Source organism: Mycobacterium hackensackense, assembly GCF_025822555.1.
Lineage (GTDB): Bacteria > Actinomycetota > Actinomycetes > Mycobacteriales > Mycobacteriaceae > Mycobacterium > Mycobacterium fluoranthenivorans.
In genome coordinates this window covers 256,375-275,356 of the sequence record NZ_JACKUC010000030.1, presented here as the reverse complement: position 1 = coordinate 275,356, position 18,982 = coordinate 256,375, and the positions used below count along the sequence as shown (strand labels likewise).

Here is an 18,982-nt window from a genome sequence, read left to right as displayed (position 1 = left end):
TGCAGTGATCTCACGGGTGCGGCCAGAGGCGGAATTGCCGGTTGTCAAGAGGTTTCTGCCAGATCTGTCGAACCGGTACCGCCGGCATGTCGGATGGGACGAGCCGACCACCCGTGTATCCCGACAACGGAATGAAACGCCGCTACCAACTGTGCCATTGACAAATGACACAGTTGGTGATGATCTAGTCGGCGTGACGGACACCGAGGTACCGACCCGTGCCACGCCGCGCGCACTGCTGTCCGCCGCGGCCACCCGTGCGACGCTGGGATCGTTGACCAGTGCCATCCCGATGAACCGGGCGGGCGTCGGGTTCGGGCGCACACTGATCGCCGCCATCATGGCGGTGGGCGGGTCCATGCCTGCCGGCAGCACGATCATCCCGGACGAGGGGGGTGAGTGGGTGCTGGGCCCGGGCGTCGAATTCGGCAGGCGGGCAGGCTATTACGTGCACGGCAGCGCCTACGTCATCTGCTCGGCCAAAACCCACCGCAAGCTGGTCGCCCGGCTGTCGGAGGCCACCGGTCTGCCCATGTTCGTGGTGGACTACCGGCTCGCACCCGAGCACCGGTTCCCGGCCGCGGCCCAGGACGTCGAAGCCGGCTATCGCCGACTGCTGGCGCAGGGCTACGCGGCGTCCGACATCGTGATCGGGGCGGATTCCGCGGGCGGGCACCTGACCTGCGACATGCTGCTCGCCCACGCCGGTGACGCGGCCTTCCAGCCTGCCGGTGTGGTGCTGTTCTCACCGCTGATCGACCTCACCCTGGGGCTCGCCGAACGGCAGGAGGCGGTACGCCGCGATCCCGCCATGTCCGCGGGTGCGGCGCGCAGGATGGTGGGCCTCTACACGCGGGGACAGGATCCGGACCATCCACGGCTCAAGCTCGATTTCAGCGCGGCACGGGCACTGCCACCCATGCTGATCCAGGTCGGCGGGTGCGAGATGCTCGCCGCCGATGCCAGATACCTGGACGCCCAACTGCGGGAAGCCGGTGGCGTCAGCACTCTGGAGATCTGGCCCGGCATGGTGCATGTCTTTCAGGCGCTGCCGAAGCTGGCTCCCGAGGCGACGGTCGCGCTGCGCCGGGCGGCGAACTTCATCGCCGACCGGTTCTCCGACGAACTGCAGGAGATCTGCTGATGTTCACTCTGTTCGGACTTTTCGGTGGGCCCGCCCGCACCGCCGACGCGAAGGCCGTGGTGACCGGTGCGGGCAGCGGTATCGGAAGGTCGTTCGCCCTCGAGCTCGCCCGGCGGGGTGGCGAGGTGATCTGCGCGGATATCGATGCCGCCCGAGCGGCCGACACCGTCGAGCTGATCGACCAGCTGCCGACCGGCAAGGGCCACGCCGTGCAGTGCGACGTGTCCGATCGCGGCGCGATCGAACTACTGGCCAAGCAGGCACAGGAGATCTTCGCCGGTGCACCCACGCTGGTGATCAACAACGCCGGCGTCGGTATCGGCGGAAAACCGGTCGGGGACATCGGGTTCGACGACTGGGACTGGGCACTGGGCATCAACCTGTGGGGCGTGGTGTACGGATGCGAGGTGTTCACTCCCATCCTGCGCGAGGCGGGCCGGGGCGGCATCATCAACGTGGCCTCCGCGGCCGGTTTCGCCGCGGCTCCGTCGATGGCCGCCTACAACGTGTCCAAGGCCGGGGTGATGTCACTGTCGGAGACCCTGGCCGCGGAACTGAACGGCACCGATATCGCCGTCACCGTGCTGTGTCCGACGTTCGTGAAAACCAACGTCTTCACCGATGGCCGCATCACCCCGGCATCGATGAACCTGAGCCAGCAGCTGGCGCGCTGGACCGGCCTGTCCGCCGACAATGTCGCCGCGCGCACCCTCGACGCCCACGACGGTGGCCGGCTCTACGTCGTCCCGCAGTTGGACGCGACCGTCATCTGGCATCTCAAGCGGCACTTCCCAGCCCTCTACGTCCGCGGCGCCGGGCTGCTCGGCCGCCTCCTCCCCGACAACTGAAAGGACCGGCAATCATGGCGATGAACCTCGACGACATGCTGCAGAAGATCAAGGACAAGCAGTGGGCCCTGGTCGATATCGACTGGGACGCACCGGGAGCCGAACTGATCGACCCCGAGCTGTGGGCCAAGCTCAAGCCGTTCATGACCGATCTGATGTGGATCGAGAACGTCGGCGCCCGGGGCTTCGCGGCCCTGGCCAAGAAGGCCGCGACCCCGACGCTGAAGAGCATCTACGAGCACTTCCACGCCGAGGAGCAGAAGCACGCCAACGCCGAGCTCGCGCTGATGCGGCGCTGGGGCATGCTGGAGAATGACGAGATCCCGCCGCCGAGCGTCAACGTGCAACTGGTGATCACCTGGCTGGACAAGTTCTCCGACGGCATGTCCCTGTCCATCCTGGGCACCGTCATCCCGATGCTGGAGGTCGCACTCGATGGTGCGTTGATCAAGTTCATCACCGACGAGGTGAAAGATCCGGTGGCGCAAGAGGTGTTCAAGCGGATCAACTCCGACGAATCCCGGCACCTGGCGGTGGACTTCGAGGTCATAGACATCCTGGGCCACGCCGGAATGCGCAAGTTGGCGGTCGAATTCGTCGGCAGCTGGATGAATCCCGCGCTGGTGATCGGCACGCTCAGTTACTTCCCGCTGCTGAACAAGATGCGCGACAACATCGTGGCCATGGGCGTCAACGAGGAACGGCTGTACCAGGCCATGCGCCGCTTCCGGAGTGTCGGTGAGCGAAGTGAATTCGTGCACCGGGTACCGATGTACCGGTTCATCTCGTGGCACAGCAAGAAGGTCATCGACCGTAGCTCCAAGTATCACTGGCTGGCCGATTCGCTGGTGAAGGTCACCGGCGCCATCCCGATCTCGATGGTGCGCAACACCCCGACCTGGTCGCAGGAACTGACCTACGAGCCCGTGGCGTAAAGGAACCAGACCGTGACCATCTCTGTAGCCATCATCGGCGCCGGCTTCGCCGGTATCGGCGCGGCCATCCGGCTCAAAGACCAGGGCATCACCGATTTCGTGATCTACGAACGTGACAGCCGGGTCGGGGGCACCTGGCGCGACAACACCTATCCCGGTGCGGCCTGCGACATCCCGTCGCGGCTGTACTCCTACAGTTTCGCGCTCAACCCGGACTGGTCACACACCTACTCCGGCAGTGCCGAGATCCTGCAGTACATCGACGGCATGGTCGAATCCTCTGGCATCGCACCGCAGATCCGCTTCGGGCACAACGTCACCGGTGTGGTCTACGACCAGGCCGCGGGGGAGTGGACGGTGAAGTTCAGGGGCCGTAAACCGGTGCGCGCCCGTGCCGTGATCGTCGCCTCCGGCCCGCTGGCGAACGCGAGCCTGCCGGACCTACCGGGCATCGACTCCTACGAGGGTAAGAAGATCCACAGCGCCCGTTGGGATCACGACTACGATTTCGCGGGCAAGAAGGTCGCCGTCGTCGGCACCGGCGCCAGCGGGGTGCAGATCGTCCCGGAACTGGTGAAGGTCGCCGAGTCGGTGAAGGTCTTCCAGCGCACGGCCGGCTGGGTGCTGCCGCGCGTCAACACTCCCACCGCGGACTGGGCCAAGAGGATCTACCAGAAGGCACCGCTGGCCGAGAAGCTCATGCGCGCCGCATGGTTCTGGGGCCACGAGTCGGTGGCGCTCGGCGTGGTGTGGGACACCCCGTTCACCCGCCTGGTGGAGGCCGTCAGCCTCGCGAATCTCCGTATTCAGGTGAAAGATTCGTGGCTACGCCGGCAGTTGAAGCCGGACTTCTCCGCAGGCTGCAAGCGGCTGCTGATGACCAGCGAGTACTACCCTGCGCTGCAGGCAGATAACTGCAAGCTGGTGACGTGGCCGATCGCGCGGTTGTCCCCGAAGGGAATTCGCACCGTGGAGGGTATCGAGCACCAGTTCGACGCCATCGTCTTCGCGACCGGTTTCGACGTGTCCAAGGCGGGCACGCCGTTTCCGGTCACCGGTATCGACGGGCGGGATCTGGCCTCGGAATGGAGCAACGGCGCCTACGCCTACCGCAGCGTCGCGGTATCGGGTTACCCCAACCTGTACTTCACCTTCGGGCCGAACTCCGGGCCCGGCCACAGCTCGGCTCTGGTGTACATGGAAGCGCAGATCGACTACATCACCGGAGCGATCGCCAAGCTGCTGCAGTTCGGCTGGAAGGCGCTCGACGTCCGGCCGGAGGTGCAGGCCCGCTACAACGAGGACATCCAGCGCAGGCTGGCTTCCACCACCTGGAACTCGGGCTGCCAGAGCTGGTACCTGACCGAGGACGGCTTCAACGCGACCATGTTCCCCGGGTTCGCCACCCAGTACGTCAACCAGCTGAAGACGGTGGACCTGGCCGACTACCGGATCACCGTGGCGGATACCAGCAGTGCCCCCGTGCTGACCGCATAGAATTCGCTGGTGACCGAGTACCGGATCGACGACCTCGCACGCGTTGCGGGGACGACCACCCGGAACGTGCGCGTCTACCAGGAGAGCGGCCTGCTGCCCCGCCCCCAGCGTCGGGGCCGGGTCGCCATCTACACCGACAGGCATCTCAGTCAGCTGCAGGCGATCATCCGGTTGCTCAGCGAAGGGTTCACGGTCAAGCACATCCTGAAATTCCTCACCGGGCTGCAGCGCGGGGAGGGGCTGGTCGAGGTGCTCGATCTGGCGGACCTGGGCGAGCTGGTGACCGAACCGTGGTCACACCCCGTGCCCGAGACGATGACGCGCGAACAACTGGAAGCCCAGCTCGGCCCGCTCAACGCCGCGACCCTGCGGCGGCTGACCGCCAACGGGATCATCGAGGTGGGCGGACCGACGGGTTCGGCCGCGGAGTCCACCGAGTCCGCCGAGGATGCCGATACGTACCTGGTGCGGGACCGCCGGGTCATCGACGACTTCGGGAAGCTGATCTCCCGCGGGATGCCGTTGTCGGCGATCCTCAAGACGACCGCGGCGGTGGACAAGAAGCTCGACGAGGCGGCGCAGGCACTGTCCGGCGCCGGGCACAGCGAGGTGGTCCGCCAACGTGGCACCGGCTGGTATCCCGGAAACGACGCGGAACTCGCCTGGGCCGCGGATCTCATCGATGTCATGCGCCGGGTGGCACGGCGTTCGGCGCACGCCAGCCTGGACCGCGCGCTGGACGCGGCCGTGCGCGCCGAGTTGCGGCGCTACCAGCAGGGAGAGCGGAAGTCATGAGAAGGCCGGGAATCCTCAGAAGAATCAAGGTCCTCGAGGACATCGCCGAGCTGCGGCGGTCGGCACAGTTCATCGCCGAGAACATCGCCGCGCTGAGTGAGAGCGCGGCGGGTATCAACCGGCACGCGGAGATGATCGCCAAGGAGATCACGACGTTGACCGAAGCGGCGGCCGGGATCGACGCCTCGGCGGAGAAGATCGCCGAGGGGGCCCATGCGATCGCCGCGACGCTGCCCCGGATCCAGCGGCTGGCCGAAGTGGTGGACCCGTTGGAGAGCACCGTGGCCCGGTTGGGCTGGGTGGTGGACCGGATTCCCGGCGGAAAGCGTAATCAGTCATGACGACCACCCCGCGCAGAGGCTTCAACGACGCCGTCACCCGGTTCTGGAGTTTCGCCGCCCCGGTGTACAACCAGCAGTGCCTGCAGCGCTGGGTGTACCAGCCCGCCCAGGATGAGGTGATCGCCCAGCTGCGGCAGCACGGGTCCCACCAGATCGCCGATATCGCCTGCGGGACGGGCATTCTCGCCGACCGCATCCAGCGCGAACTGCAGCCCGACGAGGTGTACGGGATCGACATGTCCGACGGGATGCTCGCCCAGGCCCGCAAACGGTCCGACCGGGTGCGTTGGATGTCGGCGCCCGCCGAGGAACTGCCCTTCGAGGACGGTTTCCTGGACGCCGTGGTGACGACGTCGGCGTTTCACTTCTTCGATCAACCGGCGGCGCTGCGGGAGTTCCACCGGGTGCTGGCGCCGGGCGGCCTGGTGGCGGTGACGACCATCAGCCCACGCCAGGCGCTGCCGCTACATGCGCTCTCGGCGGCCCTGTGGAATCCCGCGCACAACCCCAGCGAGCAGGAGATGCGGGCACTGTTCCAGGCCGCCGGTTTCACGATCGCCGATCAGCACCGGGTGCGCCGGCCCATCTGGACGCCCATCTCGGACCTCATCACAGTCGGTGTGAAGCCGCCGCAGACGTAGCCACGGCGGCCAACAGCAGCGTGGCCAGCCCCAGCGCCCAGGCGTGATACCCGTGCACCACCAGCGCGGCCCCGGCCAGCGCACCGAGGAACATGGCCAGCACCGGCACCAGCCTGCGGCCCGCCTTGCTGCCATGCCCCGACGCGGCGTCCGCGGCGATCCCGGTGAGGGTCAGGGTGAGCACCGTGGTGGTCAGGTCGGGCACCGCCAGCGCCCGCGCCGTCGCGTTCTGCAGACCCATGCCGATGCCCAGTAAGACGATCAGCGTACTCAGAATCCAGCTTCGGTACGGTGCCGGCGCGGCGATGACCACGGCCAGAGCGGCTGCGACGCAGATCAATTCGATGACCGTCGAGGTCAGCAGGTGCTTTCGCCGGTCCTCGCCCAGGCGTTTGCGCAGCGACCCGCCGAACGCGGCGCCGATCAGAAAGGTGACGACGGCGAGCAGCAGGGCCCACCACACGAAACCCGGCGCCCCCGCCAGCGCGAACCCGCTGAACACCACGTTGCCGGTCATATTGGCCACCAGGACGTGCCCGAGGGCCAGGTAGCTGAACGCGTCCACCACGCCGGTGACGACCGTCAGGAGCAGCAGCAGCCTGGGAAGCGGGGCGCTCAGTCCCTCGGTCATGTGAGTTCGACCAGCACGGGCGCGTGATCGCTGGGCTGCTTGCCTTTGCGCTCCTCGCGGACGATCTCGGCGTGCGTGACGCGGGAGGCGAACTCCGGCGAGCCCAGGATGAAGTCGATCCGCATGCCCTGCTTCTTCGGGAAGCGCAGCTGCGTGTAGTCCCAGTAGGTGTACACGCCGGGGCCCGGGGTGTACGGCCGCACCACGTCGGCGAACCCGGCGTCGTTGAACGCGCGGAACGCGGCCCGCTCCGGCTCGGAGACATGGGTGGCGCCTTCGAAGAACGCAGGATCCCAGACGTCCTCGTCGGTGGGTGCGATGTTCCAGTCGCCCATCAGCGCCACCGGGCCCGGCCACATGGCAGAAGAAACACGCAGCGCCTCAAGCCATTCCAGCTTGTAGGTGTAGTGCTTGTCGGCCAGCGTGCGGCCGTTGGGGATGTACAGACTCCACAACCGCACCCCGCCGCAGGTCGCCCCGATGGCCCGCGCCTCGGCCAGGCCATCCCACAGCGGCTGGCCCGGGAAGCCGATCTCGATGTCGTCGAGCCCGATCCGAGAGGCGATGGCCACACCGTTCCACTGGTTCAGCCCGATATGGGCCACCTCATAACCCAACGCCGCGAAGGGCATCGACGGGAACTGCGCGTCGGTGCACTTGGTCTCCTGCATGGCCAGCACATCGACATCGGCACGCGCGAGCCAGTCGGTGACGCGGTCGACACGGGTGCGGATGGAGTTGACGTTCCAGGTGGCTACACGCATGCGAGATCCTTACGCAGGGCGGTGAAATCGGTGATGGTCTTGGTGGCGACGGAGGCCACGGGGCGGGCGTTGCGCCCGGTCGCCTCGGTCTTGGACACCATGACCACACCGTCGATATAGGGCTGGATGGTGGTGGCGTTCTGCACGGTGGCCACGATGACCAGCTGGAAACCGAACTTGCGGAACGCCTCCAGAGCCTGCGAGGCGAACTGCGGGTCGGACTTGGAGAACGCCTCGTCCAGCATCAACTGGGCGAAAACCGGTGTGTTGTCCCCACTCTCGGGGTTGGCCAGGTTGAAGCTCAGCGCCCCGGCCAGGCAGAACGCCATCAACTTCTCCTGCTCGCCGCCGGAGTTGTCGCCGGCATTGCTGTGGGTGCGGATCAGCTCATCGCTGCGCACATCCCATTCGGCGCAGTCGAAGGTGAACCGGTTACGCACATCCAGCGCGTCGCGGGTCCAGGTGCGATCCTCGGGTGCGGTGCTGGCCAAGCGGTTACGCAGCCGCAGAATATCCGCGTACTGGTCCAGGATGGCCTTCTTGTCACCCATGCTCACCTCGGTGACACGGCGGGAGATGGCCTTCACGATCTCGGTGAGCTCGGAGACCGCGGCCAGGCTGCGCGGGGTGGCCCGCAGTGTCAGCCGGGTGCCGCGGTTGAACTCCACCGCACTCAGTCCGCCGTTGACCCGGTCGATCTGCTCGCTGATGCGCCGGGTCTCCTGTTCGGCCACCCGGTGCAGGGTCAGGATGGCATCCGGGGCCTGCTCGGTGATCAGTCGCATCATCCGCTCGTAGGCGTCCGGGAGTTCGCGTTCGTCGATGTGCCGGCACACCGCCACGTAGTCGTGCACGCGTTCGTCGAGGTCGTCGGAGTCGTTGGGGATGGCATCCGGGAAGGACGTGTCGAACGTGGCGATGATGCGGGACAGTTCTTCGTAAGAGCGCCTTCGGCTTTCGGTCAGCTGATCGCGTTCCCGGCGGATCGCGGCGAACAGCGCGTCACGATGCGGCTCGGGGTTGAGCAGTTCCAGGGTGACGGGTACCTCGGCCGCGTACCGGCGCAACAGATCGGTGGCGGGCTCGGACACCGCCGCCGGGGAGAGCCGATCGGCCAGGTCCATCAGCCGGGTGCGGCGGCCGTCCAGATCGTCGCGACGGGTCTGGATCGCCCCGCGTTTGGTCATCAGTGCCTGGATATCGGCCCAGCACTCCTCGGCGCGGGCGCTCAAAGCCTCGATGTCCGGGTGGTCGGCCAGCAGCAGTTCGTACTGGTCGCGCAGCCGGTCGGCGTGCCCGTCCGCGGTGTCGATGTCGATCTGGCTCCACTGCGGGAACTGTTCGTAGATGGCCTTGCAGGCGCCGGCCCGGTCCCGCCACTGCTGACGCTGCGCGGCGATGTCGTCGGCGGCCTTGCGGGCCCGCGTGAAGGTCTCCTCCGCCTCGGCCAGTTCGGTGTGCAACGCCTCCAGCTTGGCGCTGATATCGCCCTGGTAGATGAACTCGGACGGTTTGAGCGGGCGCCGGTCATCCTTGATCGACAGCCGATCGGAGTCCTTGTACAGACCCGCGTCGGTGACCGCGCGGCGGAACCGGGCGAACACGTCCGGGGTGTCGACGCAGATGTGGTCACCGGCGGCCGCGATGACGTCGAGCGCCTCGGCCGCGCACACGTGGTCCGGATTGACCAGGAAGAGCTTGCCCGCCAAGGTGTTCGGCTCGGGCTGGGTTCCGGTTGCGCTGGTGCGCACATGATGCAGGGCCAGCCGGCCACGCATATTGGTCTCGTTGACGAACCGCAGCACCTTGGCGTGGTGGCGGTCGGGCACCAGCAACCGCAGACCGACACCCCGCAGCACCTTCTCCACCGCGACGCGCCAGCGCTGCTGGTCGGGCCGCAAGTCGAAAAGCTCTGCCACATACGGTAGCTCGCCGGGGTCGACGCCGATCGCGGTGCAGATGTGATCGCGCATCGTGACGGCGAACTCGGGGAGTGCCGAGCCCACCTGCTCCACCCGTTTGAGTTCCTTGGCGGCATTGTCGCGCAGGATGCGGGCCGACTTCTGGGCGTACTCGGCATCGGTGGACGCTTCGCGGCCCCACTCCAGCTTGCCGAGCATCTCGGTGGCCTGTCGGGTCAGGTCCTCCCGCAGATTCCAGAATTCGTCGGCGCTGTCCGGGATCTCGATGCCCTGGGCGGTGACGAGTTCCTCGAAGGCGGCGCGCCGGCGGGACACCTCCTCGGCCTGGGACTCGGCGGCGGCCACCTGAGCCTGCAGCGGGCCGACGTTGGCGCTGGCGCCGCTGATCTGTGCGTTGAGCGAATCACCTTCGGCTTTCGCGAGATTGAGCTGACGGGTCAGGTCGGCGTACTCGTTGTCCAGCTGGGTGATGGTGGTATCCAGTGCGGCCACCTGGGCCGGACACTCCCGCAGCCGCACGTGGTCGGTGTAGGCCCGCACCATCGGCAGGTCGACCAGATCGATGATGCCCAGATCACTGGACTCCGACGCATAACGCACCTGGATGGCCTCGATATCGCCGAGGATCTTGCGTTTGCGCTGCGCGACCGCCAGCAGCTCGCGGGCCTCCACCAGCGGGTCGATCTGCTTGAGTGCCTCGGGCAGCCGGGCCAGGCTGTCCGGTTCGTCGAGCATGAAGTCCCGGACGAACTGCTCCAGTCCGCCCACGCTTTTCAGCGACTTTGCCTTGCCGAGCAGCTGTTGGGCGGCGTCGGAGGCGCGGATGCCGATGGACGAATAGAGCTGGGCCAGATACTGGGACTCGACCTTGGTGGAGAACCTCCATCCTCCATATTCCCCGTCGCTTCGCTCGCCCCGGGTGTCCTTGAACACGCTCGCATCGAAACGTCCCGCCGCCCAACGGTTACAGACATCCTCGATATCGAGGTCGCCGTCGCCGAGCACGTAGCGGCTGGAGGAATCCGACCGCGATTCACCGGTGAGCCATTTGAGCACCAGGCCGGTGATGGTGCGCCCGGTGTTACTGGCATAGGTGACCGCGATCGCCGACCAGGTGGTGCCGTCGCCGCGCAGGTACATCACCTGGCTGCTGCCGGCATCGCTGCGCTGGCCCCACGCCCCGCGCACATACTTGTCCACGGTGCGCCGGCCCGCGCTGGACCCGGCGGCGGTGTTGTCGCCGGAGGCGTTGAAGTTGCGCCGGTTGAACGGCAGGAAGCCCAACGAGATCGCGTCCAGCAGTGAGGATTTGCCGCTCCCGGAGGCGCCGGCGATGAGCGCCCCGCCGGGGCCGAACCCGATGCTGTGGTAACCGTCGAACACGCCCCAGTTGATGACCTGGAGCCGGGACAGATGGAATTGTTCACTCATCGGTGCTGCCTCCCTTGCGCAGCTCTTCGAACTGCTGCTGCAGCTCGGTGATCACCGAGGCCGTCATGATGGCGCTGATCACCGGGCTCACGGTGTAACTGTCCTCGTCGTCGCGCGTCTTGCGCAGGATCTCCAGCCCGGCCAGCCGGGCGACGGCGGCGTCGACGCGCGCGGTGAAGGTGACGGCATCGCGGTCGGTGTCGTTGAGCACCCCGGAGAACAGGCCGTGGATCTCGTCGCGGCTGATGACGAAGCTCGCGTCACCGCCGGCACGCATCATCTGGGCCAGATGCAGCGCCAGGATGGAGTCGTAGGTGCCCAGCGGTTCGCGACGCAGAAGTTTGACACCCCGCGCCGATTCGTACCGGGCCTGTTCGATGAACGCGATCTCGACACCCTCGGCGATCTGCAGTTGCAGGTCGAGTTCGGACAACCGCACCGCCAGGTCCGCGCGATACTCCTTGATCCAGCTGTAGATGTCGGCATCGGACTCGTTGCTGACGAAGCGGCGCGTCAGCAGGTGCTGCAGCGCCCAGCACGCCCGGTCGGGCAGCGCACTGACATCCCCGTCGAACCGGGGCCGGCGTTGCTGCGGCTGTGTCGGGCGACCGGTGCGGTCGACCTCGGGCAAGGAGGCGAAATCAACTGGTGTATCTGTCATGACGCCACTCCAACAATCGGTTCGGTGAACATCAGCCGCGGAACCTCCATCTCACGGTCGCGGCCGTCGAGCGAATGGAACCGGATGCGTACCGGTTCGGTGTCGGTCTGGCCCGGCTGCTTGAGCGCCCACGACCACAGCACGATGACATGCCCGAGATACGCGGTGTCCAACATCGACACCGCGTCCGGCAGCGACAGCGGTGCGTCGCGCAGTGCGGTGTTGATCATCGCCGACATCGCCGGTGCGTCGACCTGGGTGGTCAGCGCGGCGAAGGTGGACAGATCGACATCGCCGTCGGCGACGGCCGCCGGCTTGGGAGCGGACAAGTCGTTGATCCGGAAACTCAGGGCGCCGATGGAACTGATGGTGTGCCGGGCCAGCGGCACGTCGAGGTCCAGCCGCGAATCCGTCAGCGACACCTTCAACAACGCGCGGGCCGCGCCGATCGCCTCGTTCAACTGCCGGGCGACCCCGCGGCTCTGCTCCAGCGTGCCGAACGCGGTGAACCGCTTGACCCGCTGCGCGCAGCGCTGCTGGATGCGTTCCACCTCGTCGATCTGATGGCCGACCAGTTCGAAGAACCCGGCCATCACCTTGCGCAGCGCCGGGTCCAGCTCGGGCAGGGCCCCGGCGACGGCGGCGATATCGCCCTCGAACGCGGTGCGCTGGTCCGGGTCGTTGATCATCCGCAGGAACGCCCGGTGCGAATCGCGGCCCGCCGACTCCCACGCCTGTTGATAGTCGGCGTACATCTGGCGCTGCCGGTCGCGGTACTCGGTGTTGGTGTCGATCGGATCATCGAGCGCCTGGGTGGCCTGTTCGATCATGGTGCCGTACAACCCGATATCGGTGATCAGCCGTTCCATCTGCAGGGCGATCGCGCGAGCCTCGTCGTACATCGAGGTGACGTCGGGCTCGGGGCGCAACCCGGCGTCCAGCTCGTCGAGCTCACGGTGCAGCTCGGCGATCTCGGCCTCGATGCCGGCCCGGATGCGGGCCGGGTCGTTGTCGACGCGCACCGCGACCTGTTTGAGCCGGGACGCGATGCCGTTGATCGAACCGCCGGTGGCGATGGTGTCGTTGCGGCGCATCCCGCGCACGAAGTCCAGGGCCCGGCGGGCGTCCTGGGTCAGGTAGCAGACGTTGCGTTCACTCCCGGATCGGACGTCGAGCACGCGGTGCAACCAGCCCTGGCTGGCCCATGTCTTGATCAGCGCCAGGCCGGACTGCTCGATCTCGTCGAGGGTTTCGAGGTCGCGGTCCAGGCGCACCACCAGATCGGTCTCGGCCACCACCCCGTCGAGCAGATGACGCTCCATCAGCGTGGCGTAGATCCCCAGGTTCTGGGTGGCGAGCAGCCGGACCGCACGCGAGGACTGCACATCGCGGTTGAGTTGGAGTAACTCATGCATGGGGTAGAAGGCTTTCTGCGCGCAGGTACCGCAGCGTGTGGTGCAGGCGGAAACCCATCGAGTGGTACAGCGTGGCGGCGGGGGAGTTGTCGGCGAGCACCTGCACGTAGGCGCGGGTGGCGCCGCGGGTGGCCGCCCAGCCGAGCAGTGCCGAACATACCGCGCGGGCGTGACCTCGGCGCCGGGAATCCTCGGTGACCCGCACCGCCGACAGCCCGGCCCAACGGGTGCCCCCGGGTGCGGTCGTCACCGCGGCGCGGCCGACGGCGGCGCCCGCGACGGTGGCGAACGTCACCTCGCCGGCCTCCTCCCCGGTGCCGACGGCGGTCAGCACCTCGACGGGGACGGCGCGTTCGTAGATGCGCAGCCACTCGGCGTCCGGGGTGGGGCGCAAGGTGCCGTCGCCCGGGACATCCTCGGGGGTGATGTCGGGAGTGATATCGCGCACCAGGACGCGGGTCGGTTTGGTGCCCGGCGTCTTGACGGGCAGCAGCCGCTCGGGCAGCGCCAGCCACGCGGGCAGACCGCGGCGGGCATACCAGTCCACGATCGTCGGCAGCGCGTGCAGGTTCGCCTCGAACAACAGGGGCACCGCCGAATTGGCGCGGCTGGTATGGCCCTCCCCGATCCCCGGGCCGGCGCGCAGCAGCCAGCCGTCGCACCAGTGTTGCTCGGTGCCGGGCCAGGCCAGCGCCGCGGCGTGCTCAAGCTCACGGATCTCCGAATTGCGCACGGTGACGTGGGAGAGTTCGCGCATCGAAACCACATCGGCGGGCGCGATGTGGACCATCTCGCCGGATTTGGTCCGCACCGAGATCAGCGGGCTCAGGGCTGCCAGCTCACCGACGACATCGGTCAGGCCGTCGGGCAGCCGGTAACGCAGCGACACCCGGTCACCGACGCTCGTCATCTAGCGGGCACTAGTGGCCGAACGGGTCGGGATCCTCGCCGGGCATCCAGCTCAACCCCGGCACACCCCACTTGTTGGACTTGACCATGCGCTTGGCCGCGCGGGCGTGCCGGCCGATCAACCCGTCCAGATAGGTGAAACCGTCGAGGTGGCCGGTCTCGTGCTGGAGCATCCGCGCGAACAGCCCGGTGCCCTCCAGGGTGATCGCGGTGCCGTCGGCGTCCAGGCCGGTGACGCGGGCCCACTCGGCCCGGCCCCGCGGGAACGACTCGCCCGGCACCGACAGGCAACCTTCGTCGTCGTTGTCCGGGTCGGGCATGGTCTCGGGCAGCTCGGAGGTCTCCAACACGGGGTTCACCACCACGCCGCGACGGCGCGCGGTCTTGCCGCGCTCGTCGGCGCAGTCGTAGACGAAGACCCGCGCGGTCATGCCAATCTGGTTGGCGGCCAGGCCAACCCCGTTGGCAGCGTCCATGGTGTCGTACATGTCGGCGATCAGATCCGCGAGATCGGCAGGAAGCGAACCGTCGGCTCCCACGGGAACCGGGGTGGTCGGGGTGTGCAGGACGGGATCGCCCACGATACGAATAGGTACAACAGCCACGGTTGGCAAGCTTAAGTCAGCCGACTCGCGGGTAACGATCACGCCCGCACTACCGCAGCCGTGATTGAATGAGCGCCGAACAACAGTCGTGTAATTCTCAGATCTGTCGGAAGGGCCCAAGGAGCGATATGGACGGCGCTATCGCGCGGACTGAGCGATCCGGGGATGATTCCGAGCCCGCCGACGGCCTGAGTCGGCGCGAACACGACATCCTGGCCTTCGAACGCCAGTGGTGGAAGTACGCGGGGTCCAAAGAGGAAGCCATCAAGGAACTGTTCGGGTTGTCGCCGTCGCGGTACTACCAGGTGCTCAACGCACTGGTGGAGCGACCGGAAGCACTCGCCGCCGACCCGATGCTGGTCAAGCGGCTGCGCCGGGTACGCGCCAGCCGACAGAAAGCCAAGGCCGCGCGGCGGCTGGGCTTCGAGGTCACCTAGACCGCTAGTCTGGGCTCCGATGAATCAGCGAGACTCTTCCGGGCTGCCCCTGCGCGCCATGGTCATGGTGCTGTTGTTCCTCGGTGTGGTGTTCCTGCTGATCGCATTCCAGTACCTGGGACCCAACGACGACAGCGACAGCAGCGCCTCGACCTCGGCGACCGCGGCCACCAGCTCCACCGTCACCAAGACATCGGCCGCACCCGCGCCGGCCAAGGTCGATGTGCGGGTGTTCAACATCTCCGAGGTGGCCGGCGCCGCCGAGAACACCGCGACCAAACTGCGCGACGCGCAGTGGAACGTCACCGAGACCGGGAACCTCACGCTGGAGGGTGTCACCGCCACGACGGTGTACTTCGGGGAGGCTCCCGGCGAGAAGGAAGCCGCCGATGAGGTGGGCAAACTGCTCGCCGCACCGGTCGAACCACGGGTGCCCGCACTGGCAGACCAACCGCCGGGCGTCATCGTGGCGGTCACCGGCTAGGCTCTCGGATATGCCGATCTCAGCCTCGCTTCGTCTGCTCGCCGCGGCCGCGGTCATCGCGCCGATCGCCAGCGCCTGCTCGCCCTATGAGCCGGTCGCTACCCAGCCCGGAACCACGCCCGCCATCTGGACCGGTTCGCCCGCCCCGTCGGCCGAAGCCGGACACGGATCACCGCAGGCGCCCGCCGCGGCCGGCGAGAAGCTGAACGCGGTCCTGAAGCTGGCCGACGGCACCGCCGTGGCCACCGCCGATTTCGAGTTCGCCGACGGCGTCGCCACCGTCACCGTCGAGACCACCGCCCCGGGCAAGTTGGCGCCGGGCTTCCACGGGCTGCACATCCATTCGGTGGGTAAGTGCGAGGGCGACTTCACCAGCGCCGGTGCACATCTGCAGGTGCCCGGACATACCGCACACCCGGCCAGCGGTGACCTGAGCTCGCTGCAGGTACGCAGTGACGGCTCCGGCAAGGTGGTGACGACGACGGACGCGTTCACCGCCGAGCAGCTGCTCGCCGGGACCCAGACGGCGATCATCATTCACGAGAAGGCCGACAACTTCGCCAACATCCCCGCCGAGCGCTACCAGCAGGTCAACGGCACCCCGGGTCCGGACGAGACCACCATGGCGACCGGCGATGCCGGCAAGCGGGTAGCTTGCGGTGTCATCGGCGCCGAATAGAACCCGGATCGATTTCGCCGGGTCTCCCCGGCCGACCCTCGGTGTCGAATGGGAGTTCGCTCTCATCGATCCGGTGACCCGCGATCTGGCCAACGAGGCCGCCGCGGTGATCGCCGAACTCGGCGAAACCCCGCACGTGCACAAGGAATTGCTGCGCAACACCGTCGAGGTGGTCACCGGGATCTGTGACACCGTCCCGCAGGCCATGGACGATCTGCACGAGACGCTGGTCACCGTGCAGCGCATTGTGCGCACCCGCGGAATGGAGCTGTTCTGCGCCGGCACCCACCCGTTCGCGCAGTGGGAGATGCAGGAGCTGACCGAGGGGCCGCGGTACGCCGAACTGATCAAGCGCACCCAGTGGTGGGGCCGGCAGATGCTGATCTGGGGTGTGCACGTGCACGTCGGCATCTCGTCGGCGCACAAGGTGATGCCGATCATCACCTCACTGTTGAATCAGTACCCGCATCTGCTGGCGCTGTCCGCATCCTCGCCGTACTGGGACGGTGAGGACACCGGGTACGCGAGCAACCGGGCGATGATGTTCCAGCAGCTGCCGACCGCCGGGCTGCCGTTCCAGTTCCAGAAGTGGTCGGAATTCGAGGAGTTCGTCGCCGATCAGAAGAAGACCGGCATCATCGACCACATGAACGAGATCCGTTGGGACATCCGCCCATCGGCGCACCTGGGCACCATCGAGGTGCGGATCTTCGACGGTGTCTCCAATCTCGCCGAGCTGGGTGCGCTGGTCGCGCTGACCCACAGCCTGATCGTCGACCTGGATCGTCGCCTCGACGCCGGCGAGCAGCTGCCCACCATGCCGCCGTGGCATGTGCAGGAGAACAAATGGCGCGCGGCCCGGTACGGGCTGGATGCCGAGATCATCCTGGACGCCGACAGCAATGAGCGACTGGTCACCGACGACCTCGACGATCTGCTGACGCGGCTGGAACCGGTGGCGGCCTCGCTGGGATGCGCGCCGGAGCTGGCCCGGGTCGAGTCGATCTACCGGCTGGGCGGGTCCTATCAGCGGCAGCGCCGGGTGGCCGAGGAGCATGACGGTGATCTGCGGGCCGTCGTCGACGGACTCATCGGGGAGTTGGTGTTGTGAAGGTTCTCGCCGTGGGATTGCTGGTGGTCGCGTTGGGGTTGGCGGGCTGTAGCAAGGAGATCGTGGGCACGCCGGTGGCCGATCCCGCGGCGACCGCGATCCAGACCCCGCAGACCCGCGCTCCCAGAACGATTCAGATCCCGATCCCGTCTTTTCCCAATCTGCCGATCCCGAGCCTGCCCAACCTTCCGGGTCCGGGTCCGTCAGGCCCGCCGCCGACCGGGCTGGCCGCCACCACCTGTGGTGACTACCAGACCATGGACAAGACCCAGCAGCGGCAAGTCATCGATGCCATCGGCAAGGACAATGAGCTGGTCCAGATGAATCCGGAACTGTGGCTCGGGTTGGCCGGCGCCATGTGTGCGTTCACCCCGAAAACCACCCTCGTCAAAGATGCGGTGGCGGGCCAGGGTTTTCGGTGACACCGACACCGATGTTCCCGCTCGAGGTGGCGATGCTGCCCGGCGAGCAGCTGCCGTTGCGGATCTTCGAACCACGCTATTCGGCAATGATCTCCGACTGCCTGGCCGGGGACCGGGAATTCGGGGTGGTCTTGATCGCGGCGGGCCGTGAGGTGGGCGGCGGTGACATGCGCAGTGACGTCGGCGCGATGGCCCGGATTGTCGAGCACGCATCGCAAGGCGGTGGCCGGTACCGGCTGCGCTGCGAACTGGGGGACCGGTTCCGGGTGACACAGTGGCTCGACGACGCCCCGTATCCACGCGCCGAGGTGCGGGCGTGGCCCGATGAGCCCGGCACTCCGGTGACCGGTTCCGATATCGCCGACGTGGAAGACGCTGTGCTGAGCGTGTTCTCGCTCGTGGCATCGGCGCGCGACGAGGAATTGCCTTCTCGGGAAGAACTTCTCGGCAGTGCCGAGCCCGGGCAGCAGGCCGGTGAGCGGTTGTACGCGCTGGCCGCCCGCATCCCGATCGGCCAGGCCGACCGCTACGCGGTGCTGGCCGCGCCGTCGGCGTCAGCACGGCTGGCGGTGCTTCAGGAGGCGGTCGAGACGCTGCGGGCGATGGTGGAGTTCCAGCTGTCGGAGTAGTCAGTCCGACAGTTCGCCCAGCTCATCGGTGGCCAGCTGGTCCTTCACATTCTGCTCGCGGTACGCCAGCTGACCGACCCGGTTGGCTACCACGGGCGCGGTGATCAGGGTGAACAGCCCGGCCAGGATGACCATGCCGACATCGGCATTGCCGCGCAACCGGATCGCCGCGCCGGCCAGCACCAGCAGCAGCCCCAGCACCTGTGGCTTGGATGCCGCGTGCATGCGCGACAAGGTGTCCGGGAAGCGCACCACGCCGATGGCGGCGGTCAACGCCAGCGCCGAGCCACCCAGCACCAGCACGGCGGCGAGCACGTCGAGGATCATGAGCGGTTCCCCGCATCGTGTGCGGCGTCGGACGGCACATCGTCTCGGACCCGGAACCGGGCCACACTCACCGATCCGACGAAACTGATCAGCGCCAGTGCGGTCAGGCTGTAGGTGACCGTGGTGTCCAGGCTGAAGGCCGCCCAGGTGCCGATCGCGCACATCGACACGGCCACAAAGGTATCCAGTGCCACCAGCCGGTCCAGGGTGCTGGGGCCGGCCAGCAGCCGGAACATCGTGATCATCGCCGCGGCAGTCAGCATCACCGCGGCGACCACCCATACCCAGATCATGCGCGATCCCGCTTCGCTTCTCGCTGGACGATCATGCGCGATCCCGCTTCGCTTCTCGCTG

General features: G+C 67.3%; 22 protein-coding genes. 13 read left to right on the top strand and 9 right to left on the bottom strand.

Annotated features, from left to right (window positions below; translation table 11 throughout):
• The first annotated feature begins 193 nt into the window (after window positions 1-193).
• Genes H7J86_RS10770 through H7J86_RS10740 form a run of 7 tightly spaced genes read left to right on the top strand, consistent with a single transcriptional unit; the run spans window position 194 to window position 6,201 of the window.
• The gene (locus H7J86_RS10770; protein WP_267290888.1) at window positions 194-1,144 is read left to right on the top strand and encodes an alpha/beta hydrolase; all 951 of its coding nucleotides are present in this window, start codon (window positions 194-196) and stop codon (window positions 1,142-1,144) included.
• Window positions 1,144-1,992, top strand: a complete 849-nt coding sequence (locus H7J86_RS10765; RefSeq protein WP_187098166.1) for an SDR family NAD(P)-dependent oxidoreductase — start codon at window positions 1,144-1,146, stop codon at window positions 1,990-1,992. Before H7J86_RS10770 ends, H7J86_RS10765 begins: the two co-directional genes overlap by 1 nt.
• 14 nt (window positions 1,993-2,006) lie before the next feature.
• On the top strand, window positions 2,007-2,927 hold the full coding sequence (locus tag H7J86_RS10760) for a ferritin-like domain-containing protein (protein ID WP_267290886.1): 921 nt from the start codon (window positions 2,007-2,009) through the stop codon (window positions 2,925-2,927).
• 12 nt (window positions 2,928-2,939) lie between these two features.
• Window positions 2,940-4,424: a flavin-containing monooxygenase gene (locus H7J86_RS10755; protein WP_267290884.1), complete on the top strand. Its 1,485-nt coding sequence runs from the start codon at window positions 2,940-2,942 to the stop codon at window positions 4,422-4,424.
• Window positions 4,425-4,433: 9 nt separating this feature from the next.
• Window positions 4,434-5,219: a MerR family transcriptional regulator gene (locus H7J86_RS10750; RefSeq protein ID WP_267290882.1), complete on the top strand. Its 786-nt coding sequence runs from the start codon at window positions 4,434-4,436 to the stop codon at window positions 5,217-5,219.
• A complete protein-coding gene (locus H7J86_RS10745) occupies window positions 5,216-5,560 on the top strand; it encodes a hypothetical protein (RefSeq protein ID WP_090358884.1) in 345 nt (114 codons plus the stop codon). The genes H7J86_RS10750 and H7J86_RS10745 overlap by 4 nt, the downstream gene beginning before the upstream one ends.
• A complete protein-coding gene (locus tag H7J86_RS10740) occupies window positions 5,557-6,201 on the top strand; it encodes a class I SAM-dependent methyltransferase (protein WP_267290880.1) in 645 nt (214 codons plus the stop codon). The genes H7J86_RS10745 and H7J86_RS10740 overlap by 4 nt, the downstream gene beginning before the upstream one ends.
• Here H7J86_RS10740 and H7J86_RS10735 read toward each other — a convergent pair.
• The 7 genes from H7J86_RS10735 to H7J86_RS10705 are packed head-to-tail and all read right to left on the bottom strand — an operon-like array spanning window position 6,170 to window position 14,539.
• Complete coding sequence (locus H7J86_RS10735; protein WP_090358888.1) at window positions 6,170-6,832, bottom strand: YoaK family protein; 663 nt, start codon at window positions 6,830-6,832, stop codon at window positions 6,170-6,172. The two genes, H7J86_RS10740 and H7J86_RS10735, sit on opposite strands and share 32 nt — an antisense overlap.
• Window positions 6,829-7,596, bottom strand: coding sequence for an exodeoxyribonuclease III (locus tag H7J86_RS10730; protein ID WP_267290878.1), 768 nt, complete (start codon window positions 7,594-7,596; stop codon window positions 6,829-6,831). The genes H7J86_RS10735 and H7J86_RS10730 overlap by 4 nt, the downstream gene beginning before the upstream one ends.
• Complete coding sequence (locus H7J86_RS10725) at window positions 7,587-10,949, bottom strand: ATP-binding protein (protein WP_187098171.1); 3,363 nt, start codon at window positions 10,947-10,949, stop codon at window positions 7,587-7,589. The genes H7J86_RS10730 and H7J86_RS10725 overlap by 10 nt, the downstream gene beginning before the upstream one ends.
• On the bottom strand, window positions 10,942-11,610 hold the full coding sequence (locus tag H7J86_RS10720) for a DUF4194 domain-containing protein (RefSeq protein ID WP_090358894.1): 669 nt from the start codon (window positions 11,608-11,610) through the stop codon (window positions 10,942-10,944). Before H7J86_RS10720 ends, H7J86_RS10725 begins: the two co-directional genes overlap by 8 nt.
• A complete protein-coding gene (locus H7J86_RS10715) occupies window positions 11,607-13,025 on the bottom strand; it encodes a DUF3375 domain-containing protein (protein ID WP_090358896.1) in 1,419 nt (472 codons plus the stop codon). Before H7J86_RS10715 ends, H7J86_RS10720 begins: the two co-directional genes overlap by 4 nt.
• Window positions 13,018-13,935 carry an N-acetylglutamate synthase, CG3035 family gene (locus H7J86_RS10710; protein ID WP_267290876.1) on the bottom strand — a complete coding sequence of 306 codons (918 nt, stop codon included), beginning with the start codon at window positions 13,933-13,935 and terminating at the stop codon, window positions 13,018-13,020. The genes H7J86_RS10715 and H7J86_RS10710 overlap by 8 nt, the downstream gene beginning before the upstream one ends.
• A 10-nt stretch (window positions 13,936-13,945) precedes the next feature.
• Window positions 13,946-14,539 (bottom strand): peptide deformylase, encoded by a 594-nt coding sequence (locus H7J86_RS10705; RefSeq protein ID WP_090358901.1) that lies wholly within the window; start codon window positions 14,537-14,539, stop codon window positions 13,946-13,948.
• 128 nt (window positions 14,540-14,667) lie between these two features.
• Here H7J86_RS10705 and napA point away from each other — a divergent pair, with 128 nt between their 5' ends.
• From napA to H7J86_RS10675, 6 genes are read left to right on the top strand one after another with little or no spacing between them, the layout of a single operon-like run.
• Window positions 14,668-14,976 (top strand): nucleoid-associated protein NapA, encoded by a 309-nt coding sequence (napA, locus tag H7J86_RS10700; protein ID WP_090358903.1) that lies wholly within the window; start codon window positions 14,668-14,670, stop codon window positions 14,974-14,976.
• 19 nt (window positions 14,977-14,995) lie between these two features.
• Complete coding sequence (locus H7J86_RS10695) at window positions 14,996-15,460, top strand: LytR C-terminal domain-containing protein (protein ID WP_090358905.1); 465 nt, start codon at window positions 14,996-14,998, stop codon at window positions 15,458-15,460.
• A 10-nt stretch (window positions 15,461-15,470) separates the two neighbouring features.
• Window positions 15,471-16,139: a superoxide dismutase[Cu-Zn] gene (gene sodC / locus H7J86_RS10690; RefSeq protein ID WP_267290874.1), complete on the top strand. Its 669-nt coding sequence runs from the start codon at window positions 15,471-15,473 to the stop codon at window positions 16,137-16,139.
• Window positions 16,120-17,250, top strand: a complete 1,131-nt coding sequence (locus tag H7J86_RS10685) for a glutamate--cysteine ligase (RefSeq protein WP_090358908.1) — start codon at window positions 16,120-16,122, stop codon at window positions 17,248-17,250. Before sodC ends, H7J86_RS10685 begins: the two co-directional genes overlap by 20 nt.
• Window positions 17,247-17,672 carry a hypothetical protein gene (locus H7J86_RS10680; protein WP_187098174.1) on the top strand — a complete coding sequence of 142 codons (426 nt, stop codon included), beginning with the start codon at window positions 17,247-17,249 and terminating at the stop codon, window positions 17,670-17,672. The genes H7J86_RS10685 and H7J86_RS10680 overlap by 4 nt, the downstream gene beginning before the upstream one ends.
• 11 nt (window positions 17,673-17,683) lie before the next feature.
• Window positions 17,684-18,301: an LON peptidase substrate-binding domain-containing protein gene (locus H7J86_RS10675; RefSeq protein WP_090358912.1), complete on the top strand. Its 618-nt coding sequence runs from the start codon at window positions 17,684-17,686 to the stop codon at window positions 18,299-18,301.
• On the opposite strand, the gene mnhG is transcribed toward H7J86_RS10675, so the two are convergent.
• Both mnhG and H7J86_RS10665 read right to left on the bottom strand, forming a co-directional pair.
• A complete protein-coding gene (mnhG, locus tag H7J86_RS10670; protein WP_090358914.1) occupies window positions 18,302-18,628 on the bottom strand; it encodes a monovalent cation/H(+) antiporter subunit G in 327 nt (108 codons plus the stop codon).
• On the bottom strand, window positions 18,625-18,921 hold the full coding sequence (locus H7J86_RS10665) for a monovalent cation/H+ antiporter complex subunit F (RefSeq protein ID WP_090358916.1): 297 nt from the start codon (window positions 18,919-18,921) through the stop codon (window positions 18,625-18,627). Before H7J86_RS10665 ends, mnhG begins: the two co-directional genes overlap by 4 nt.
• Window positions 18,922-18,982 lie beyond the last annotated feature (61 nt).